Annotated in this window: 16 protein-coding genes; 6 read left to right on the plus strand and 10 right to left on the minus strand. The window is 65.7% G+C overall.

Annotated elements, in window-relative coordinates:
• Positions 1-9: 9 nt before the first annotated feature.
• The gene (locus AC1VVK_RS08735; protein ID WP_482902693.1) at positions 10-312 is read right to left on the minus strand and encodes a hypothetical protein; all 303 of its coding nucleotides are present in this window, start codon (positions 310-312) and stop codon (positions 10-12) included.
• Positions 313-583: 271 nt separating this feature from the next.
• On the opposite strand from AC1VVK_RS08735, the gene AC1VVK_RS08740 reads away from it, so the two are divergent.
• Positions 584-1774 carry a cation:proton antiporter gene (locus tag AC1VVK_RS08740; protein WP_482902694.1) on the plus strand — a complete coding sequence of 397 codons (1191 nt, stop codon included), beginning with the start codon at positions 584-586 and terminating at the stop codon, positions 1772-1774.
• A gap of 57 nt (positions 1775-1831) precedes the next feature.
• On the opposite strand, the gene AC1VVK_RS08745 is transcribed toward AC1VVK_RS08740, so the two are convergent.
• Entirely contained in the window at positions 1832-2677 is an 846-nt protein-coding gene (locus AC1VVK_RS08745) for an SDR family NAD(P)-dependent oxidoreductase (protein ID WP_482902695.1), read from the minus strand.
• Between the two features lie 150 nt (positions 2678-2827).
• On the opposite strand from AC1VVK_RS08745, the gene recQ reads away from it, so the two are divergent.
• The gene (recQ, locus tag AC1VVK_RS08750; protein WP_482902696.1) at positions 2828-4612 is read left to right on the plus strand and encodes a DNA helicase RecQ; all 1785 of its coding nucleotides are present in this window, start codon (positions 2828-2830) and stop codon (positions 4610-4612) included.
• A gap of 430 nt (positions 4613-5042) precedes the next feature.
• Here recQ and AC1VVK_RS08755 read toward each other — a convergent pair whose 3' ends face one another.
• Positions 5043-5504: a nuclear transport factor 2 family protein gene (locus tag AC1VVK_RS08755; RefSeq protein WP_482902697.1), complete on the minus strand. Its 462-nt coding sequence runs from the start codon at positions 5502-5504 to the stop codon at positions 5043-5045.
• 101 nt (positions 5505-5605) lie between these two features.
• Between AC1VVK_RS08755 and AC1VVK_RS08760 the strand changes: the two genes are divergently transcribed.
• Entirely contained in the window at positions 5606-6058 is a 453-nt protein-coding gene (locus AC1VVK_RS08760) for a YaiI/YqxD family protein (RefSeq protein ID WP_482902698.1), read from the plus strand.
• Between the two features lie 10 nt (positions 6059-6068).
• Here the strand turns inward: AC1VVK_RS08760 and AC1VVK_RS08765 are convergent, their stop codons facing one another.
• The 3 genes from AC1VVK_RS08765 to AC1VVK_RS08775 form a co-directional block, all read right to left on the minus strand.
• Entirely contained in the window at positions 6069-6368 is a 300-nt protein-coding gene (locus AC1VVK_RS08765) for a hypothetical protein (protein WP_482902699.1), read from the minus strand.
• A gap of 31 nt (positions 6369-6399) precedes the next feature.
• Positions 6400-6681: a hypothetical protein gene (locus AC1VVK_RS08770; protein ID WP_482902700.1), complete on the minus strand. Its 282-nt coding sequence runs from the start codon at positions 6679-6681 to the stop codon at positions 6400-6402.
• A 208-nt stretch (positions 6682-6889) separates the two neighbouring features.
• A complete protein-coding gene (locus AC1VVK_RS08775; protein WP_482902701.1) occupies positions 6890-8404 on the minus strand; it encodes a L,D-transpeptidase family protein in 1515 nt (504 codons plus the stop codon).
• A gap of 200 nt (positions 8405-8604) precedes the next feature.
• Here AC1VVK_RS08775 and AC1VVK_RS08780 point away from each other — a divergent pair, with 200 nt between their 5' ends.
• Positions 8605-9498, plus strand: coding sequence for a DMT family transporter (locus AC1VVK_RS08780; protein ID WP_482902702.1), 894 nt, complete (start codon positions 8605-8607; stop codon positions 9496-9498).
• A 179-nt stretch (positions 9499-9677) separates the two neighbouring features.
• A complete protein-coding gene (gene acnA, locus AC1VVK_RS08785) occupies positions 9678-12350 on the plus strand; it encodes an aconitate hydratase AcnA (protein WP_132389883.1) in 2673 nt (890 codons plus the stop codon).
• A 144-nt stretch (positions 12351-12494) separates the two neighbouring features.
• Here the strand turns inward: acnA and AC1VVK_RS08790 are convergent, their stop codons facing one another.
• On the minus strand, positions 12495-12656 hold the full coding sequence (locus AC1VVK_RS08790; RefSeq protein ID WP_482902703.1) for a hypothetical protein: 162 nt from the start codon (positions 12654-12656) through the stop codon (positions 12495-12497).
• Positions 12657-12833: 177 nt separating this feature from the next.
• Between AC1VVK_RS08790 and AC1VVK_RS08795 the strand changes: the two genes are divergently transcribed.
• Entirely contained in the window at positions 12834-13394 is a 561-nt protein-coding gene (locus tag AC1VVK_RS08795) for a hypothetical protein (RefSeq protein WP_482902704.1), read from the plus strand.
• 493 nt (positions 13395-13887) lie between these two features.
• On the opposite strand, the gene ruvB is transcribed toward AC1VVK_RS08795, so the two are convergent.
• The 3 genes from ruvB to AC1VVK_RS08810 all read right to left on the minus strand — a co-directional run bounded on the left by ruvB (position 13888) and on the right by AC1VVK_RS08810 (position 16192).
• A complete protein-coding gene (gene ruvB / locus AC1VVK_RS08800; RefSeq protein WP_482902705.1) occupies positions 13888-14928 on the minus strand; it encodes a Holliday junction branch migration DNA helicase RuvB in 1041 nt (346 codons plus the stop codon).
• An 82-nt stretch (positions 14929-15010) separates the two neighbouring features.
• The gene (gene ruvA / locus AC1VVK_RS08805; RefSeq protein WP_482902706.1) at positions 15011-15619 is read right to left on the minus strand and encodes a Holliday junction branch migration protein RuvA; all 609 of its coding nucleotides are present in this window, start codon (positions 15617-15619) and stop codon (positions 15011-15013) included.
• 60 nt (positions 15620-15679) lie between these two features.
• A complete protein-coding gene (locus AC1VVK_RS08810) occupies positions 15680-16192 on the minus strand; it encodes a nucleoside deaminase (RefSeq protein WP_482902707.1) in 513 nt (170 codons plus the stop codon).
• Between the last annotated feature and the right edge of the window lie 5 nt (positions 16193-16197).

Below are 16197 nucleotides of genomic sequence, written 5' to 3' on the forward strand. Positions count from 1 at the left end.
AAGCTCCGGTCAGTGCGCCTTGCGGCGTGCTGACCGGCCGTCGCGCCAGCGGGCATAATGGCGCAGACGAGCCTCATTGGCACCGATATCCTGCGCGCCCGCCAGCACGTCGAGCGCGGCTTCCAGCCCATGCCGGGCCAGCCGCTCGACCACCGCGCCCTCGTCCTGCCCCATCTCGCGCGCCAGCATCTTGAGCATGCGCGCGGTTTCGATAAATTCCAGTTCGCTCAACATCGCCGCGCGGCATTCGTTCGGGCTGGCGCCCAGCACGGCCTCGAGGCTTGCCGGCGCATCGTGCAGGTAACGTCCCATGGCTGTTCTTCCTTAGGCAGTGCGGACGTGAAATCGTTTGTGTCCGCTAGCTGCCTCCGGTTACCAGCCGCCGCCCCGCCCGGGCGCTAAGCCCATTCTGCGTAGAAATCCGCGGTTCGCAGTCACTTGCGGGACACGAATTGCCACCACCGCGGCACAGTGCATTGAAAGCCTTCCACAAGTCCCGCTCCGGACGCTTCTGCGGCCCATTGCGCGACTATCGCCCGCACGCCATGGATTGGCCCAAAGAACAAGGGGGACGATGGGCACAATGGGCCTGACTGAAATCTATCTGATTGCACTGACGGTAATACTGGGCGCGCCGTACCTGATCTGGCGGCTCTTCCGTACCGACCATTGGGCACCGCTGGTGGTCGTCCAGATCATTGGCGGTATCCTGCTCGGGCCGGGCGTGCTGGGCCGCATCGCGCCGGACTTCCACACATTCGTCTTCAACCCGCAAGTGATGACCGCGCTCAATGGCGTGGCATGGTGGGCGGTGATGATGTTCGTCTTCGTGGCGGGCGTGGAACTGGACCTGTCGGACGCGTGGAAGCATCGCGGCGAGACGACGCTGACCGCCGCTTGCGCCCTACTCACGCCGCTGCTGCTCGGCTCGGTCGCCGCCGCCCTGCTGCTCAAGACCCCCGGCTGGATCGGGCCCGAGGGCAGCTATCCGCAGGCGGTGCTGGGCATCGGCATGGCCTGCGCGGTTACCGCGCTGCCGATCCTGGTGCTGCTGATGGAAAAGCTGGGCATCTTCCGGGAGCCACTCGGCCAGCGCCTGCTGCGCTATGCCAGCCTCGACGATATTGCGATCTGGGGCGTGCTGGCCCTCATCCTCGTCGACTGGGAGCGCGTTGGCCGTCAGGGCCTGTTCCTCGTCGCCTTCGCCGTCGCCTCCCTCATCGTCCGCGCCCTGTTCAAGCGCATCCGCGAGGAAGACCGCTGGTATGTCTCGCTGATCTGGCTGGCCCTGGTGGGCTTCGCGGCAGACTGGTCCGGCCTGCACTTCATGGTCGGCGCGTTCCTGGCGGGCGTGGTGCTCGATGCCCACTGGTTCACGCGCGAGAAGCTCGATGGTTTCCGCGAGTTCCTGCTGCTCACCGTCATGCCCGTGTTCTTCCTCAGCACCGGCTTGCGCACGAACTGGGGCATGGGCGGCACCATGGTCATCGGCGCCGCACTGCTGTTCCTGATCGCCTCGGTCGCGGGCAAGCTGGCGGGCGTTCACCTTGCCGGAAAGCTGCTCGGCTGGAAGAAGGGTGAAGCCTCGATCATCGGCTGGATGCTCCAGACCAAGGCGCTAATCATGATCATCTTCGTCAACGTGCTGCTCGACAAGAAGATCATCACCGCGGAGACCTTCACCGCGCTGCTGCTGATGGCAGTGATGAGCACGATGCTGACCGTGCCGATCGTCAAGCCGCGCCTGGTGCGGCTCGGCTTGATAAAGGGCTGATAGAGAAAGGCCGGGACATCGAGCCCGGCCTTTTCAATTTTCAGACACCTTTTTGTTTTAGATTCCGGGCCTTCCCGCCAGCGCCTCTGCCGCCTGCCAGAATGCCTCGACAAAGGCCGGGTCTTCCACCAGCGGGTTCGGCTTGCGCGGGGCCCGCTCGTACCAATAGCCGCCGCTGGAACGGCCCGGCTCCTCGGCCGAAGCCAGCCAGATCACCGTATCCGCGCCCTGCTCGGACGAAAGCTTCGGCGCATCGCCGTAAGCGGCCTGCACGCTGTCCGGCGTGTGCGAGAAGAAGTTGCTCCCCACCGTGCCCGGATGAACCGAGTGGGCGACGATCCCATCATCCGCCAGGCGCGGTGCCAGCGCGCGGGCGTGGAGCACGTTGGCCAGCTTGCCGCTGCAATAGGCGGCGCCAGGGCTCCAGTTACCAAGGTTCTGGAGATCGCCAAGGTTGATGGCGGGGATCATCTCGCTGCCGTCGGACGCGGTGTTGACGATCCGCACGCTGCCTGCCGGCGCATCCGCCGCCGCCTTGCGCAGCAGCGGCAACAGCCTTGCCGTCAACGCATAGGGGCCCAGGAAATTGCTGGCATAATTGGCCTCGAAACCCTCCGACGTCGTGATCGGCTCGCGCGCCATGCCGCCGGCATTGTTCACCAGCACGTCAATGCGGTCGACCTTGGCCGCGATTTCGTCCGCCAGCCGGTCCGCTTCCGCCAGCAGCGACAGATCGCCGCGCAGCATCTCCACGCCCGAGCCCAGTTCCGCCTGCGCCGCCGCGCAGCGCCCGGCATCGCGCCCCACGCCGAGCACGCGAAAACCCTGTGCGGCCAGCGCCCGCGCCGTTTCCAGCCCAATGCCGGAACTTGCCCCGGTCACCACTGCCACTCGCTGCGCCATGTTTGCCTCTCCTACAATCTTGAAACTTGCCGTTTTGGAACTCGAACTCGACTACCCCCACGGCAAAATCGCAAGGGATTGAGGCGGAATCGGAGGAAATCATCGGCCAAGCGGTTTCAGCAGCCCCCTGCCTCTGCCATAAGCCCGGCCGTGCCTGACGCCGATCTTCTGCCCGATGCCCGTGACGCCCTTCACGCGACTTTCGGCTTTTCCGCCTTTCGCGGTGTGCAGGAAGATGTCGTCGCCCGTGTGCTCGAAGGCCGATCCACCCTCGCGGTGATGCCCACCGGCGCGGGCAAGTCGCTGACCTATCAATTGCCCGCCGTGATGCAGGAAGGGACCTGCGTGGTCGTCTCCCCGCTGATCGCGCTGATGCACGACCAGCTGCGCTCGGCCACCGCCAACGGCATCCGCGCCGCCACGCTGACCAGCGCCGACGCCGATCGCGGCCTCACCATGGACCGCTTCCGCGCGGGCGAGCTGGACTTGCTCTACGTCGCCCCGGAACGCGCCAGCCAGTCCTATTTCCGCGACCTGTTGGAGCAGGCGCGCGTCTCGCTGTTCGCCATCGACGAAGCGCATTGCGTTTCCGAATGGGGGCATGATTTCCGGCCCGACTACCGGCTGCTGAAGCCGCTGCTGGATGCCTTCCCCACCGTCCCGCGCCTCGCGCTGACGGCCACGGCGGACCATCACACCCGCTCCGACATCCTGGCCCAGCTCGGCATCCCGGCAGACGGGCTGATCGTCGCCGGGTTCGACCGCCCGAACATCCGCTACGCCATCCGCCCGCGCGAGAATGCGATGCGACAGATCAAGGCGGTGATCGACGAGAATCCGGGCCCCGGCATAGTCTATGCCCCGACCCGCGCCCGCGTGGAGCAGCTGGCCGAAACGCTCGCCGCCGCTACCGGACGGCGCGTGCTGCCCTATCACGCCGGGCTCGATCCCGAGGTGCGCGCGCGCAATCAGGCGGCCTTCGTCGCTTCCGAAGACATGGTGATGGTGGCCACCGTCGCCTTCGGCATGGGCATCGACAAGCCCGACGTGCGCTTCGTCGCCCATGCCGGGATCCCCAAGTCGATCGAGGCCTATTATCAGGAAACCGGCCGCGCCGGGCGTGACGGTGACCCTTCTGTCGCCGTGATGTTCTGGGGCGCGGACGACTTCGCACGCGCCCGTCAGCGCCTGTCCGAAATCGAGCCGCACCGCCTGCAAAGCGAGCGCCAGCGGCTGGACGCACTGGCGGGTCTTGTCGAGACCGCCGAATGCCGCCGCGCCGTGCTGCTGCGCCATTTTGGCGAGACGCCCGCGCAGACTTGCGGCAATTGCGACAACTGCCTTGAACCGGCGGGCGTGATCGACGTGACCGAACTGGCGCGCAAGCTGCTCTCGACGGTCTATCGCACCGGGCAGAGCTACGGCCTTGGCCATCTGGAAAAGGTGCTCTGCGGTATCAGCGACGACCGCGTGCTCCAGCGCGCGCATGACCAGCTTTCGGTGTTCGGCATCCTGACCGAGGATGAGAAACCGCTGCTGAAACCGCTCGCCCGCGCGCTTCAGGCCTGCGGCAGCCTGCTGCCGACCGAGCATGGCGGCCTTGCCCTTGGCGGCGACGCACGCGCGATCCTCAAGGGCGAAGTGCCCGTGGCCATCGTCGTGCCGCCCAAGCGCGAGCGCAAGCGGCGGGGTGGCGGCGATACCGGCGCCAACCCGGTCGGCAACCCGCTGTTCGAGGCTCTGCGCGCGCTCCGCCGCGACCTTGCCCAGCAGGCCGGCGTGCCGCCTTATGTCATCTTCCACGATGCCACCTTGCGTGAGATGGCCACCGTTCACCCCACCACGCTTTCCGAACTCGGCGCGATCGGCGGCGTGGGCGCGCGCAAGCTCGAAGCCTATGGCGAGGAATTCCTGAGCGTCATTCGCCAGCATTGAACGCTCGGCGCGGGGTGCGCGTAATGGCTGCTCCCTCTCTCTGCGCTCCCAACTCCCCTTCCCTCGTCTCCCGCACTCCGCTCATCCTGAGCTTGTCGAAGGATGTGAGCCGCACGCCACGCCCCAGGGGGCTTCGACAAGCTCAGCCTGAGCGGGATTGATCAGCCTGAGCCGGATCGAAGGGCAGCGAAAACGGGAAGAAGACCTCCGCCTCGCAAACCGTCATCCTGAACTTGTTTCAGGATCCATTCGTCCGCAAGCGCGGTGTTTGGCCTCCATGCGCAACCGCCGCGCATTCCTGCCGTATCCGAGCACGCCGCCCGATGGATCCTGAAACAAGTTCAGGATGACGTCGGTTCTTGGGAGATGAGCGGCCCACCAGACATCCATCGGCCTTCGCATTCAACCACACCATCCCGGATCGACGCGCCTATTCCACTTCCACCCTGATGCGGGTGATGCGCGTGGCCTTGATCTGCCAGGCTCCATCCACCCGCACATAGTCCTCGTGATAGAACCCATAGCCCGTCAGACGCGAAAACGCGCCGCCTGCCGGGAAGAACATGCGGTCCGTAAAACTCCAGATTCCCCGGGCGCTATCCGGCCCCGTCACCTCTATTTCCGACTGATGCCCCTGATGCACGCTAACGATGCCGAAGCGCGCCATGCCGTCCGGCACCCACGCATCCCGGCCGCGCAAGGTGAGGTTCATCGCGGGCAGATGGTCCACGCCCGATTGCGGATCGGTACAGCAGCCGTGATAATCCAGCTCGCAATCCTCGGCGAGAACCGAGCGGACCAGATCGCCGTCTCCCAGGTCGACACCGCGCCAGTAGCGCGCCTTGGCCTGCCGGATAGCCTCGATGGCGGCGAGGCGTTCGGTTTCGGTCATTCCCTTCTCCCCTTTGCGATATCTGTCGCAGGCCGACCGCCATCTGCAAAGCCGCGTCCATGCCCATTCGCCATTTGCCCGCCCCGGCGTTATGGAGCGGCATGATCCGCATATTGATCGATGCCGACGCCTGCCCGGTGAAGGACGAAACCTACAGAGTCGCCGCCCGGCACAAAGTGCCAGTGGTGGTCGTCAGCAACAGCCCCATCCGCGTTCCGCAGGATCCGCTGATCTCGCGCAAGGTGGTGAGCGATACCTTCGATGCCGCCGACGACTGGATCGTGGAGAACACGGTGCCCGGCACCGTGGTCATCACCGCCGATATCCTGCTGGCCGATCGCTGCCTCAAGCTTGGCGCCGAGGTGGTCGCGCCCAATGGCAAGCCGTTCACCCTCTCCTCGATCGGCAGCGCCATCGCCACGCGGGCGATCATGGCCGATCTGCGCGCCGGGGGCGACGTGATCGGCGGTCCGCCGCCGTTCAGCAAGACGGATCGTTCGCGATTCCTCTCCAGCCTTGACGAAGTGCTGGTGAAACTGCGGCGGCGCATGTGAAGGCGGCTTCCTAGCCCAGTCGATACGGGGTCGGGTCTCCGCGCTCCCGGATCAGCGTCTGGCGGGCTTCCTTGCGCAGGCGGTGACAAAGGGCATCGCGCGTCTCCCCGCCCAGCATTTCGGGAAAGCCGCGAAGGGCCGTTTCGAAGCCGTGCTCGATCAGGGCCTCCAGAATTGCCGCCTCGTCGGCCGCGAAGGCGCGCGCCATCAGTTTGAGCGTGCGAACGGTCTCGCGGAATTCGAAGTCGGTAAGGCGCCCCGATTCGAACTCTTCCTTGCGCAGCAAGGCCCGCCGCAAATCCCAGACCATCGTCGCACTCCTGCCAATGGGCAGGGAAGAATTAGCTCTCGCGCGTGTCGAAGGAAACCGGGACGGCCAGCCGGAACGGCAGGTCGGGAGAGGCGATGCGCGATTCGGTGCCGTTGTCGTGGATCAGCACCGCACGGCCGACGCCGGGGGTGGCGACCACGGCGACGACGCTGTCCACCCATTCGTGCAACAGCGCCTTGGCGCGGGCCAGTTCGGCCTCCGCGCGCGTGGTGGTGCCCGAGGCTTCGAGTTCGGCTTCGAGTTCGACGATCCGGGCGGTCGCCTCGCCAATGCGGTCGGTGTTCTCGCTCATGATCGGTATCCCTGGGCAGTCATCGTTCGCCTAGGTGGGCACCCGTGACGGGTGAGGCAAGCCCCGAATTCCGGCAATCGCCAGCGCGTTAAGGTTACGGCGGGTTGCTTCGCCAGTCACCGGCATTTCGTCATTGCGAGCATGGCGAGGGAAGTGGGACGGCGAGGAAGGGGCAGGCCCGGACTCATGCGAGCCCGGGCCTTGTCCCTTAAAGCGGGTTGTCCAGCTTGATGACTTCTTCCTCGCTCGCGCGCTGGGTGGTCTTGAGCTGGCGCGGGGCGGCGAAGCTGTCGAGCACCGGCTTGTCGCGGCCATAGATGTCGTTGAAGGCCGTAAGCTGGCCGTCGATCGCGCGCGCGAAAGTGAAATAGGCGACGTAGACCGGGAAGGTCCGGGTCATTTCCACCTTGGTATACTGGCCGGAGCGCGAGATTTCCGCCGCTTCGGTCGCGCTCTTCTGGGCGCCGAGGATGGCCATGGTCATGCCCAGCTCCACCGCGCGTTCGGTACGGATGCAGCCATGGCTGAAGGCGCGCACGTCGGCATTGAAGTACTGCTTAGACGGCGTGTCATGCAGGTAGATCGCGTGCGGGTTCGGCATGTCGATCTTCATCAGGCCCAGCGAATTGCTGGCGCCCGGCTGCTGGACGACCGTGATCGTGCCGTCCGCGCTCTTGGTGGCCTTGTAGCCGGCCGACTTCGCCCAAGCGGGGTTGTTCAGCACCTTGGCGCCCAGCCCCTCACCCTTCACGATCGACTGCGGCACCGTCCAGGTGGGGTTGAAGACCACCGCCGTCACCGTTTCAGCCAGCTGCGGCGTCGCGGTGCGGCCGGGCTTGCCGACCACGGTCTTGTAGGTGCGGATGATCTTGTTGCGGACCACGAGGCGGAGCTGGAACTCAGGCACGTTGGTCATCAGGTAAACGTCGCCAAGGTCGCGGGCGAACCAGCGCCAGCGGTCCATGTTGGCCTGAATCAGCGCGCGCTTGGCCTTGTTGGCGACCGGCGTGGCGTTGTACTCGGCCTTGAGCAGGGCGTAATCCGGATTGGTGGGCGCCAGCTTGTCGACGACGCCGGCCACGTCGTGGTCGGAAAGCGCCTGCGCCATGATCTGCGCGGTGGGCATCACGTCCTGATCGGGATCGACCGCGAACCACTGGACGCGCGCGGGCATCGGCGTGCGGCCGTCGCGCAGATCCTCGATCAGCCAGCCGAACACGTGGCTGGCCAGCGTGTCGAGATCGTCGCCCTCGCCCTTGGCAATTGCCGCCCTGAGCGCGGCGGGCTGGTAGTCCGCCGGGATCAGGCCTTCCTTGCCGATATACTCGATGGTCTGGAGCAGCGCCTTGGCGTCGGACAGCGACCACGACATCACCGGCTCGGCCAGCAAGGTATCGTGCTGGCCCGGCTGCGCCGTCGCGGCGGCAGCGGTGGGGGCGCCGGTCGGCGTTCCTGATGGCACCCCGGTCGGCGTCGCGGTCGGAACGCCCGAAGGCGTGGCCTTGGGCTGTGCCGTCGATGTCGGCACCGACTTCGGCGCCGCCGTGGATTGGGAAACCGGCAGGATCGACGTCGGCGTCGACAAAGCCTTGGGCTTTGGCGGTTTCACGGGCTTTGCGGCCTGCGTGCCATCAACCTTCTGGGCCAGCACCGGCTGTGCCACGAGCCCCGTTGCCGCGACAACCGCCAGCACGCTGCAACCGAACCGCATCAAACTCGCCATCTTGTCCTGAACCTGCCCGTCATCATGCACGGAAAAAACGCGGCGCGCAGAGCACGCACCGCCGGAATTCCGCTTTGCATCCATATAATGTCATGTTCAAGGATTTCGCCTGTCGCTGCGATGAATTGCTTGCGCGTTTCCTTGCGTAAAGCGAACTGGCCCTTGCGCAAAGCGCCGGCCGGGACGAGAGGCTGAGCATCATGTCCGCATCCGTCCCCGCCGTTTCCGACGCTCGCCCGTCCGCCATGCCGGTCATGGCCGTGACCGCCGGAATCGCGACGTTCAGCATGATGGATGCAACGATCAAAGGCGCTTCACTGGCCGTGGGCGTGTTTACCGCGCTGCTGTTGCGCAATCTCTTCGGCACATTGCTGACCCTGCCGCTGTGGCTGGCGGCGGGCCGTCCCAAACCCTCTCGCCATGTGCTGGTGGTCCACGCGCAGCGCGCAGCGATCACCTCGGCGATGGCCGCACTCTTTTTCTATGGCCTTGCACGAATTCCTATGGCCGAGGGAATCGCGCTTTCCTTCGTCTCACCGATCATCGCGCTCTACTTCGCGGCGCTGCTGCTGGGTGAGAAAATCCGGCCTCAGGCCGTGGTGGCATCGCTTTTCGGCGTGGCCGGCGTGGTGGTCATTCTGGCCGGACGGCTGGGCGCGGGCGCCTATTCGGACCGGGCGATCGAGGGGACCGTGGCGGTCCTGCTTTCCTCGGTGTTCTACGCGGTCAATCTGGTGCTCCAGCGCAAGCAGGCGCTGCTGGCCAAACCGGTGGAAGTCGCGATGTTCCAGAACCTTGGCGTAACGTTGATTTTCCTTGCTTTTTCGCCGTGGCTTACGGTCATCCCGGACCTCCGCAGCCTGGGCTTCATCCTGGCCGGTGCGGCATTGGCAACGGCTGCCCTGCTGTTTCTTTCATGGGGTTACGCGCGGGCGGAAACGCAAGTGCTGCTGCCGATCGAATATACCGGCTTCCTCTGGGCCGCACTGCTCGGCTGGCTGATGTTCGGCGAGCAACTGGGGCTTGCCACCATCGCCGGCACGGTGCTGATCGTCGCGGGCTGCTGGATAGGTGCAAGAAACGCAAACGCGTGATCGAGGTCGGCAGCCGCCCCCCCTTGACCTGAGGGCCGCAAGCGCGCATCGGCGGGGCCGCAGACTCCGCTTTGTCGCGATGCAGCACGGCGATCCTTTTCGGGACCTGGCCAGTTCGGTTCCGACGAGGGGGCCGCGCTTTTGGCGACAGGCTCCATACAGAAGGGGATAATACCCAAATGACCCAGGTCGGACAGGATACGCTCGGTACCCGCAGCACCATGACCGTCGGCGGCAAGCAGGTCGCCTACTACTCTCTCCAGAAAGCCTCCGAAACGATCGGCGACGTCAGCCGCCTGCCGTTCTCGATGAAAGTGCTGCTGGAAAACCTGCTGCGCTTCGAAGACGGCGGCTTCACCGTCTCGACCAAGGACATTCAGGCGATTGCCGACTGGCAGAAGAACCCGACCACGGGTGACGAAATCCAGTATCGCCCGGCCCGCGTTCTGCTTCAGGACTTCACCGGCGTTCCCTGCGTTGTCGACCTGGCCGCCATGCGCGATGCCATCGCCACGCTGGGCGGCGACACCAGCAAGATCAATCCGCTGGTCCCCGTGAACCTCGTCATCGACCACTCGGTGATGGTGGACGAATTCGGTCACCCCAAGGCGTTCGAAGAGAACGTGGAGATCGAATACCAGCGCAATATGGAGCGTTACGACTTCCTCAAGTGGGGTTCCAAGTCGCTCGCCAACTTCTACGCGGTTCCCCCGGGCACCGGCATCTGCCACCAGGTCAACCTTGAGAACATCGCCAAGACGGTGTGGTCGAGCGAAGACCAGAACGGCAATCTGGTCGCCTATCCCGACACCTGCGTCGGCACCGACAGCCACACCACCATGGTCAACGGCCTGGGCGTGCTGGGCTGGGGCGTCGGCGGCATCGAGGCGGAAGCCGCGATGCTTGGCCAGCCGGTCTCGATGCTCATCCCCGAAGTCGTCGGCTTCAAGCTGACCGGCGAACTGAAGGAAGGCGTCACCGCCACCGACCTCGTGCTCACCTGCACCGCCATGCTGCGCAAGCACGGCGTGGTCGGCCGCTTCGTCGAATACTTCGGCCCCGGCCTTGCCTCGCTGTCGCTGGCCGACCGCGCGACGCTGGCCAACATGGCTCCCGAATACGGCGCCACTTGCGGCTTCTTCGGCATCGACGACAAGACCATCGAATACCTGCGCCTCACCGGCCGCGAGGAAGAGCAGATCGCCCTCGTCGAAGCCTATGCCAAGGAACAGGGCTTCTGGATCGACCCGGCCGCTGCCGATCCGATCTTCTCCTCGACCCTCGAACTCGACATGTCGACCGTCGTGCCCTCGCTGGCCGGCCCGAAGCGTCCGCAGGACTGGGTCGCGCTTCCCGACGTGGACGACGTGTTCAACAAGGACATGGCCGACACCTACAAGAAGGCCGCACAGCGCGTTCCGGTCGAAGGCAAGGACTTCGACATCGGTGACGGCGACGTCATGATCGCGGCCATCACCAGCTGCACCAACACCTCGAACCCGAGCGTGCTGGTCGCCGCCGGTCTCGTCGCCAAGAAGGCCGACGAGCTGGGCCTGAAGCCCAAGCCCTGGGTCAAGACCTCGCTCGCACCCGGTTCGCAGGTCGTCACCGACTACCTCGAAAAGGCCGGTCTCCAGTCGCACCTCGACAACATCGGCTTCAACCTCGTCGGTTACGGCTGCACCACCTGCATCGGCAACTCGGGCCCGCTCGCAGAGCCGATCTCGAAGGCGATCAACGAGAACGGCCTGGTCGCCAGCGCCGTCATCTCGGGCAACCGCAACTTCGAAGGCCGCGTCTCGCCGGACGTGCGCGCGAACTTCCTGGCCTCGCCGCCGCTGGTCGTCGCCTACGCGCTGAAGGGCACCGTGGTGGAAGACTTCACCACCACCCCGATCGGCGTGAGCAAGGACGGCGTGGACGTCTACCTCAAGGACATCTGGCCGACCAACCTCGAAGTCAGCTCGACGATGAATGCCTGCGTTGACCGCGGCATGTTCCAGGCCCGCTATGCCGACGTCTACAAGGGCGACAAGCACTGGCAGGCGATCAACGTGGTCGGTTCGGACACGTACTCGTGGCGCGCCGGTTCGACCTATGTCGCCAACCCGCCGTACTTCGAGGGCATGGAAATGACCCCGGCGCCCGTGAACGACATCATCGAGGCGAAGCCGCTGCTGATCCTCGGCGATTCGATCACCACCGACCACATCTCGCCGGCCGGTTCGATCAAGGCCGACAGCCCGGCGGGCCAGTGGCTGATGGAGCACCAGGTCGCCAAGGCGGACTTCAACTCCTACGGTTCGCGCCGTGGCCACCACGAAGTCATGATGCGCGGCACTTTCGCCAACATCCGCATCCGCAACGAGATGGTTCCGGGCATCGAAGGCGGCATGAGCCGCTTCGGTGAAGAGGTTCTGCCGGTCTACGACGTCGCGCAGAAGTACAAGGAGCAGGGCACGCCGATGGTGGTCGTGGCCGGCAAGGAGTACGGCACGGGTTCGTCGCGTGACTGGGCCGCCAAGGGCACCAACCTGCTGGGCGTCCGCGCCGTGATCGTCGAGAGCTTCGAGCGTATCCACCGCTCGAACCTGGTCGGCATGGGCGTGTTGCCGCTTCAGTTCAAGGACGGCGATACCCGCCAGTCGCTGGGCCTGACCGGTGACGACGCCTTCACGATCAAGGGTGTTGCCAGCCTCAAGCCGCGCCAGGACGTGGAAGTCGAAGTGACCCGCACGGACGGCTCGACCTTCACCTTCACCGCGCTGTGCCGCATCGATACCGCCAACGAAGTGGAATACTTCAACAACGGCGGCATCCTGCAGTACGTGCTGCGCAAGCTGGCCGCCTAAGCGACAGCCCGCAGCCTTACCGGCTCAAGAAGAAGCCCCGTCCCGCCTTGTGCGGGGCGGGGTTTTTCTTTGGGTGGTGGAGTTGGAGGTGGAGCGGTGCAGAGCAGCGTCCGCCTCCTACCACCTCGTCATCCTGAACTTGTTTCAGGATCCATCGGGCCGCCGGCGCTGTGCCTTGATCGGTAAATCGCGATCGCCGCGCTCTTCGCGCGACTGTTCGGGATGGCTAAGAAATTGATCCTGAAACAAGTTCAGGATGACGGTACTCCCCAGCGAACCTAGCGCCGGGTCCAGAACCTGAACCATCGCCCTCCCCGCTTGTCGCCCCCGCGAAGGCGGGGGCCCCGCTTGTTCTTCCTCACAACACCAGACACGAAAAGGGGTGAGCGCCCCCCGACGCCCACCCCCCTCGCCAGGCATCCGCGGTGGCGCGGACCGCCCGGTCAGGCCGTTTTTCTACCCGCCAGCCGCTGGCGGCCGACAATGGCCGCCGCAGCGGCCCCGAACAGGATCAGCATCGGCGGCGCCGGGACGTCGTGCGGCGGCCGACCGCCGGATGACGAACTGGTGTGGCCACCGGACGACGAGGAACTGGTGCTCGACGAGGTCGACGAAGAGGTCGAACTGGACGAGGACGTAGAGGACGACGTCGAAGAGGACGACGAGGTACTCGACGAGACGTTACCCGAACTCGACGTGCTCGTGCTGGTGGAGACATTGCCCGAGCTTGACGTGGTCGACGTCACGCCGCCCGTGGAACTGGTGGTGGTCGAGGTCAGCCCGCCCGTCGATGTGGACGAGGAGGTAGAACCGCCGCTGGTGCTGGAACTGGAGCTGGACCCGCCCGAGGACGACGATGTCGATCCCCCGCTGGAGGTGGAACTGATCACGACGCTGCCGCCGCCCGAACTGCCGCCGCCGAAGAAACCGCCGAAGAAACCGCCGCCAAAGCCGCCGCTCGAACCGCCGCCGCCGACCACCACCGGCACGGCGCCGCCACCCCCGGCCACCATCGGCGCCGCCACGGGGGCGGGCGGAACGTAAACCGGCGGCATCGCGGTGGCCATGACAGGCTCGGTCGGCCGGGGAATCTCGCGGCGCGCATGGGCCGGGGCGCGGGGCGGAATGACGCGGCGGGCGGGCTTGGTCACTTTCGCGACTTTGGCCTGCTTCAGCTTGTGATACTCCACGCCGCTTGACTGCGTCTCCGCGACGTGGACCGCGCCCCCGCCGATGATAGCGCAGCCCGCCGCGCAGGCAGACAGTTTCGCCAAGGCCATCCGAACCGACATACCGTCTCTCTTTTCGCTCCTTCGGACCTCCGGGGCAGCGGCCACTGCCGCATGAGACCGACTTGTCACTAACAAGCGCAGAGACCGGTTAAAGGAACAATGCCATTAACCGGGATTCGAGGGCCCGAAGGCATTAAATCGGGTTAGTTTTGGCAGTTGACTGCAAGACTGTGCCGATGCGGGACTGTTGTGCCGTCCGAATGTAAATCCCGCCGACAGTTTTCCGGAAAAATCCCGCCCCGTTCTCAATCGACCTGCGAATCGAAAAGGCCGCCCTGCGGACCCTGTGGGTTTTGCGGGGGCGACATTCCCAGATGCGTCCAGCCGCGATCGTTCAGGCAACGCCCGCGTGCCGTGCGCGCGATGAGGCCCAACTGGATAAGGTAGGGCTCGATCACTTCCTCGATCGTGTCGCGCGGTTCGGACAGCCCCGCCGCCAGCGTCTCGACGCCGACCGGACCGCCCTTGTAGATATCCGCGATCATTCGGAGATATCGCCGGTCCTGCGCGTCGAGCCCGATCGAATCGACTTCGAGCCGCGTCAGCGCATCGTCGGCGATCTCAAGCGTGATCACGTCCGACCCGGCGACATGCGCGAAATCGCGCACGCGGCGCATCAGCCGTCCCGCCACGCGCGGCGTACCGCGCGCGCGCCGGGCGATCTCGGTCGCCCCGCCCTTGTCCATGCCGATCCCGAGCAGGCTGGCCCCGCGCGTGACGACTTTCTCCAGTTCCTCGACCGTATAGAACTGCAAGCGCACCGGGATGCCGAAACGGTCGCGCAGCGGGGTCTGGAGCAGGCCCTGCCGCGTCGTCGCGCCGACCAGCGTGAACGGCGGCAGATCGATCCGCACCGAGCGCGCCGACGGCCCCTCGCCAATGATAAGATCGAGCGCGCGGTCCTCCATCGCCGGGTAGAGCACTTCCTCGACCACGGGATTGAGGCGGTGGATCTCGTCGATGAACAGCACGTCGCCATGTTCGAGATTGGTCAGCAGAGCGGCAAGATCGCCCGCCTTGGCGATCACCGGGCCGCTGGTGGCGCGGAACCCCACGCCCAATTCGCGTGCGACGATCTGCGCCAGCGTCGTCTTGCCGAGCCCGGGCGGGCCGAAGAACAACGTATGGTCCATCGCCTCGCGCCGCGACTTGGCGCTTTCGATGAAGACGCGAAGATTGTCCTTCGCCGCCGCCTGACCGACGAATTCGGCAAGCGTCTTCGGCCTGAGCGCCGCGTCGGCGTCCTCGGGCTGGCGGGCGGAGGTGAGTATGGGGTTATCGGTCATGAACTCGGCGCCTGCCGCGAAATGGACCCTGAAACAAGTTCAGGATGACGGGGGACACGTATTTGGGCGGTGTGAGTGCCCGTCACCCCGCAGCCCTCTTCAGCGCGACCCGCACGAGGTCGTTCAGGCCCGCCTCCTCGCCCAGTTCCTCCACCGCCTTGCCGACGGCCATGCTGGCGATCGCAGGCTTGAAGCCAAGGTTCTGAAGCGCCGAGACCGCATCCGCGCTGGAATTGCCCGCAGGCGCCGCCACGGCCGAGAGGCCGGGCATGCCCGGCACCGTGGGCATCCCGCCCGCCTTGTCCTTCAACTCGTTGACGATGCGGCTGGCCAGCTTCGGCCCCACACCATTGGCGCGCGCGACCATGGCGGAATCCCCGCCCGCGCAGGCACGCTGCAATTCTTCGGTCGTCAGCGCCGACAGGATCGCCAGCGCCACTTTGGAGCCGACGCCCTGCACCGCCGTCAGCAGACGGAACCAGTTGCGCTCGGCCCCGCTGGTGAAGCCGATCAGGCGCTGGTCGGTCTCGGAAACCTGCATCTCGGTGTGGACGACAACCTTGTCCCCCCGGATGCCGAGATGGTCGAGCGTGCGCGCCGAACAATGGACGAGATAACCGACGCCGTTGACGTCGATGATCGCCCAGTCGGGGCCGGTGTCGTCGAGCAGACCTGTAAGCTTGGCGATCATGGTTTGTTCCTATGGCAGGAACGGAATCGCGAGGCTAGCCCCAATCCTCGACGGTCAGCCTCAATCGTTGGCCTGCCGGTCCTCGGGCACGTCGTCCCACGGACGATAATAGAGCGCCGCGCAGTCCGCCGCGAGCACGCCGGCGGTCAGGGTGAGATCGTCCTTCCAGGCGTCCGCAACGAAATCGAAGGTCGAAAGGTGCCGCGCCTCGAAATACATCGGGTGCACGTCCGCGCGGCCGGCGCCGTAGACGATGCGGCTCACGCCTGCCCAGACCGCCGCCATCGTGCACATGCCGCAAGGCTGGAGCGTGGAGTAGAGCGTCGCGCCTTCCATCCGCATCCGGCCGAGCGCCTTGCCAGCCGCGCGGAAGGCCTCGATCTCGGCATGGGCGGTGGCGTCGCAGCATTCGGCGGTACGGTTCACACCCGAGGCGACCAGCTTGCCGTCCAGCACCACCAGCGCGGCGATCGGCGTATTGGCGGGGTCGGTGCCCTTGCGGTCCATGGCGAGGGTCAGCGCCTCGCGCATCCAGTTGGCGTCGGTCCGGGTCTTGTCAATCTTGTCCATCATGGGGC

This window comes from Novosphingobium sp. BL-S-32, assembly GCF_056857055.1.

Coding starts and splice junctions, on each gene's coding strand:
- AC1VVK_RS08735 (WP_482902693.1), bottom strand. CDS start 312: ATGGGACGTTACCTGCACGATGCGCCGGCAAGCCTCGAGGCCGTGCTG.
- AC1VVK_RS08740 (WP_482902694.1), top strand. CDS start 584: ATGGGCCTGACTGAAATCTATCTGATTGCACTGACGGTAATACTGGGC.
- AC1VVK_RS08745 (WP_482902695.1), bottom strand. CDS start 2,677: ATGGCGCAGCGAGTGGCAGTGGTGACCGGGGCAAGTTCCGGCATTGGG.
- AC1VVK_RS08755 (WP_482902697.1), bottom strand. CDS start 5,504: ATGACCGAAACCGAACGCCTCGCCGCCATCGAGGCTATCCGGCAGGCC.
- AC1VVK_RS08760 (WP_482902698.1), top strand. CDS start 5,606: ATGATCCGCATATTGATCGATGCCGACGCCTGCCCGGTGAAGGACGAA.
- AC1VVK_RS08765 (WP_482902699.1), bottom strand. CDS start 6,368: ATGGTCTGGGATTTGCGGCGGGCCTTGCTGCGCAAGGAAGAGTTCGAA.
- AC1VVK_RS08770 (WP_482902700.1), bottom strand. CDS start 6,681: ATGAGCGAGAACACCGACCGCATTGGCGAGGCGACCGCCCGGATCGTC.
- AC1VVK_RS08775 (WP_482902701.1), bottom strand. CDS start 8,404: ATGGCGAGTTTGATGCGGTTCGGTTGCAGCGTGCTGGCGGTTGTCGCG.
- AC1VVK_RS08780 (WP_482902702.1), top strand. CDS start 8,605: ATGTCCGCATCCGTCCCCGCCGTTTCCGACGCTCGCCCGTCCGCCATG.
- acnA (WP_132389883.1), top strand. CDS start 9,678: ATGACCCAGGTCGGACAGGATACGCTCGGTACCCGCAGCACCATGACC.
- AC1VVK_RS08790 (WP_482902703.1), bottom strand. CDS start 12,656: ATGGTTCAGGTTCTGGACCCGGCGCTAGGTTCGCTGGGGAGTACCGTC.
- AC1VVK_RS08795 (WP_482902704.1), top strand. CDS start 12,834: ATGGCCGCCGCAGCGGCCCCGAACAGGATCAGCATCGGCGGCGCCGGG.
- ruvB (WP_482902705.1), bottom strand. CDS start 14,928: ATGACCGATAACCCCATACTCACCTCCGCCCGCCAGCCCGAGGACGCC.
- ruvA (WP_482902706.1), bottom strand. CDS start 15,619: ATGATCGCCAAGCTTACAGGTCTGCTCGACGACACCGGCCCCGACTGG.
- AC1VVK_RS08810 (WP_482902707.1), bottom strand. CDS start 16,192: ATGATGGACAAGATTGACAAGACCCGGACCGACGCCAACTGGATGCGC.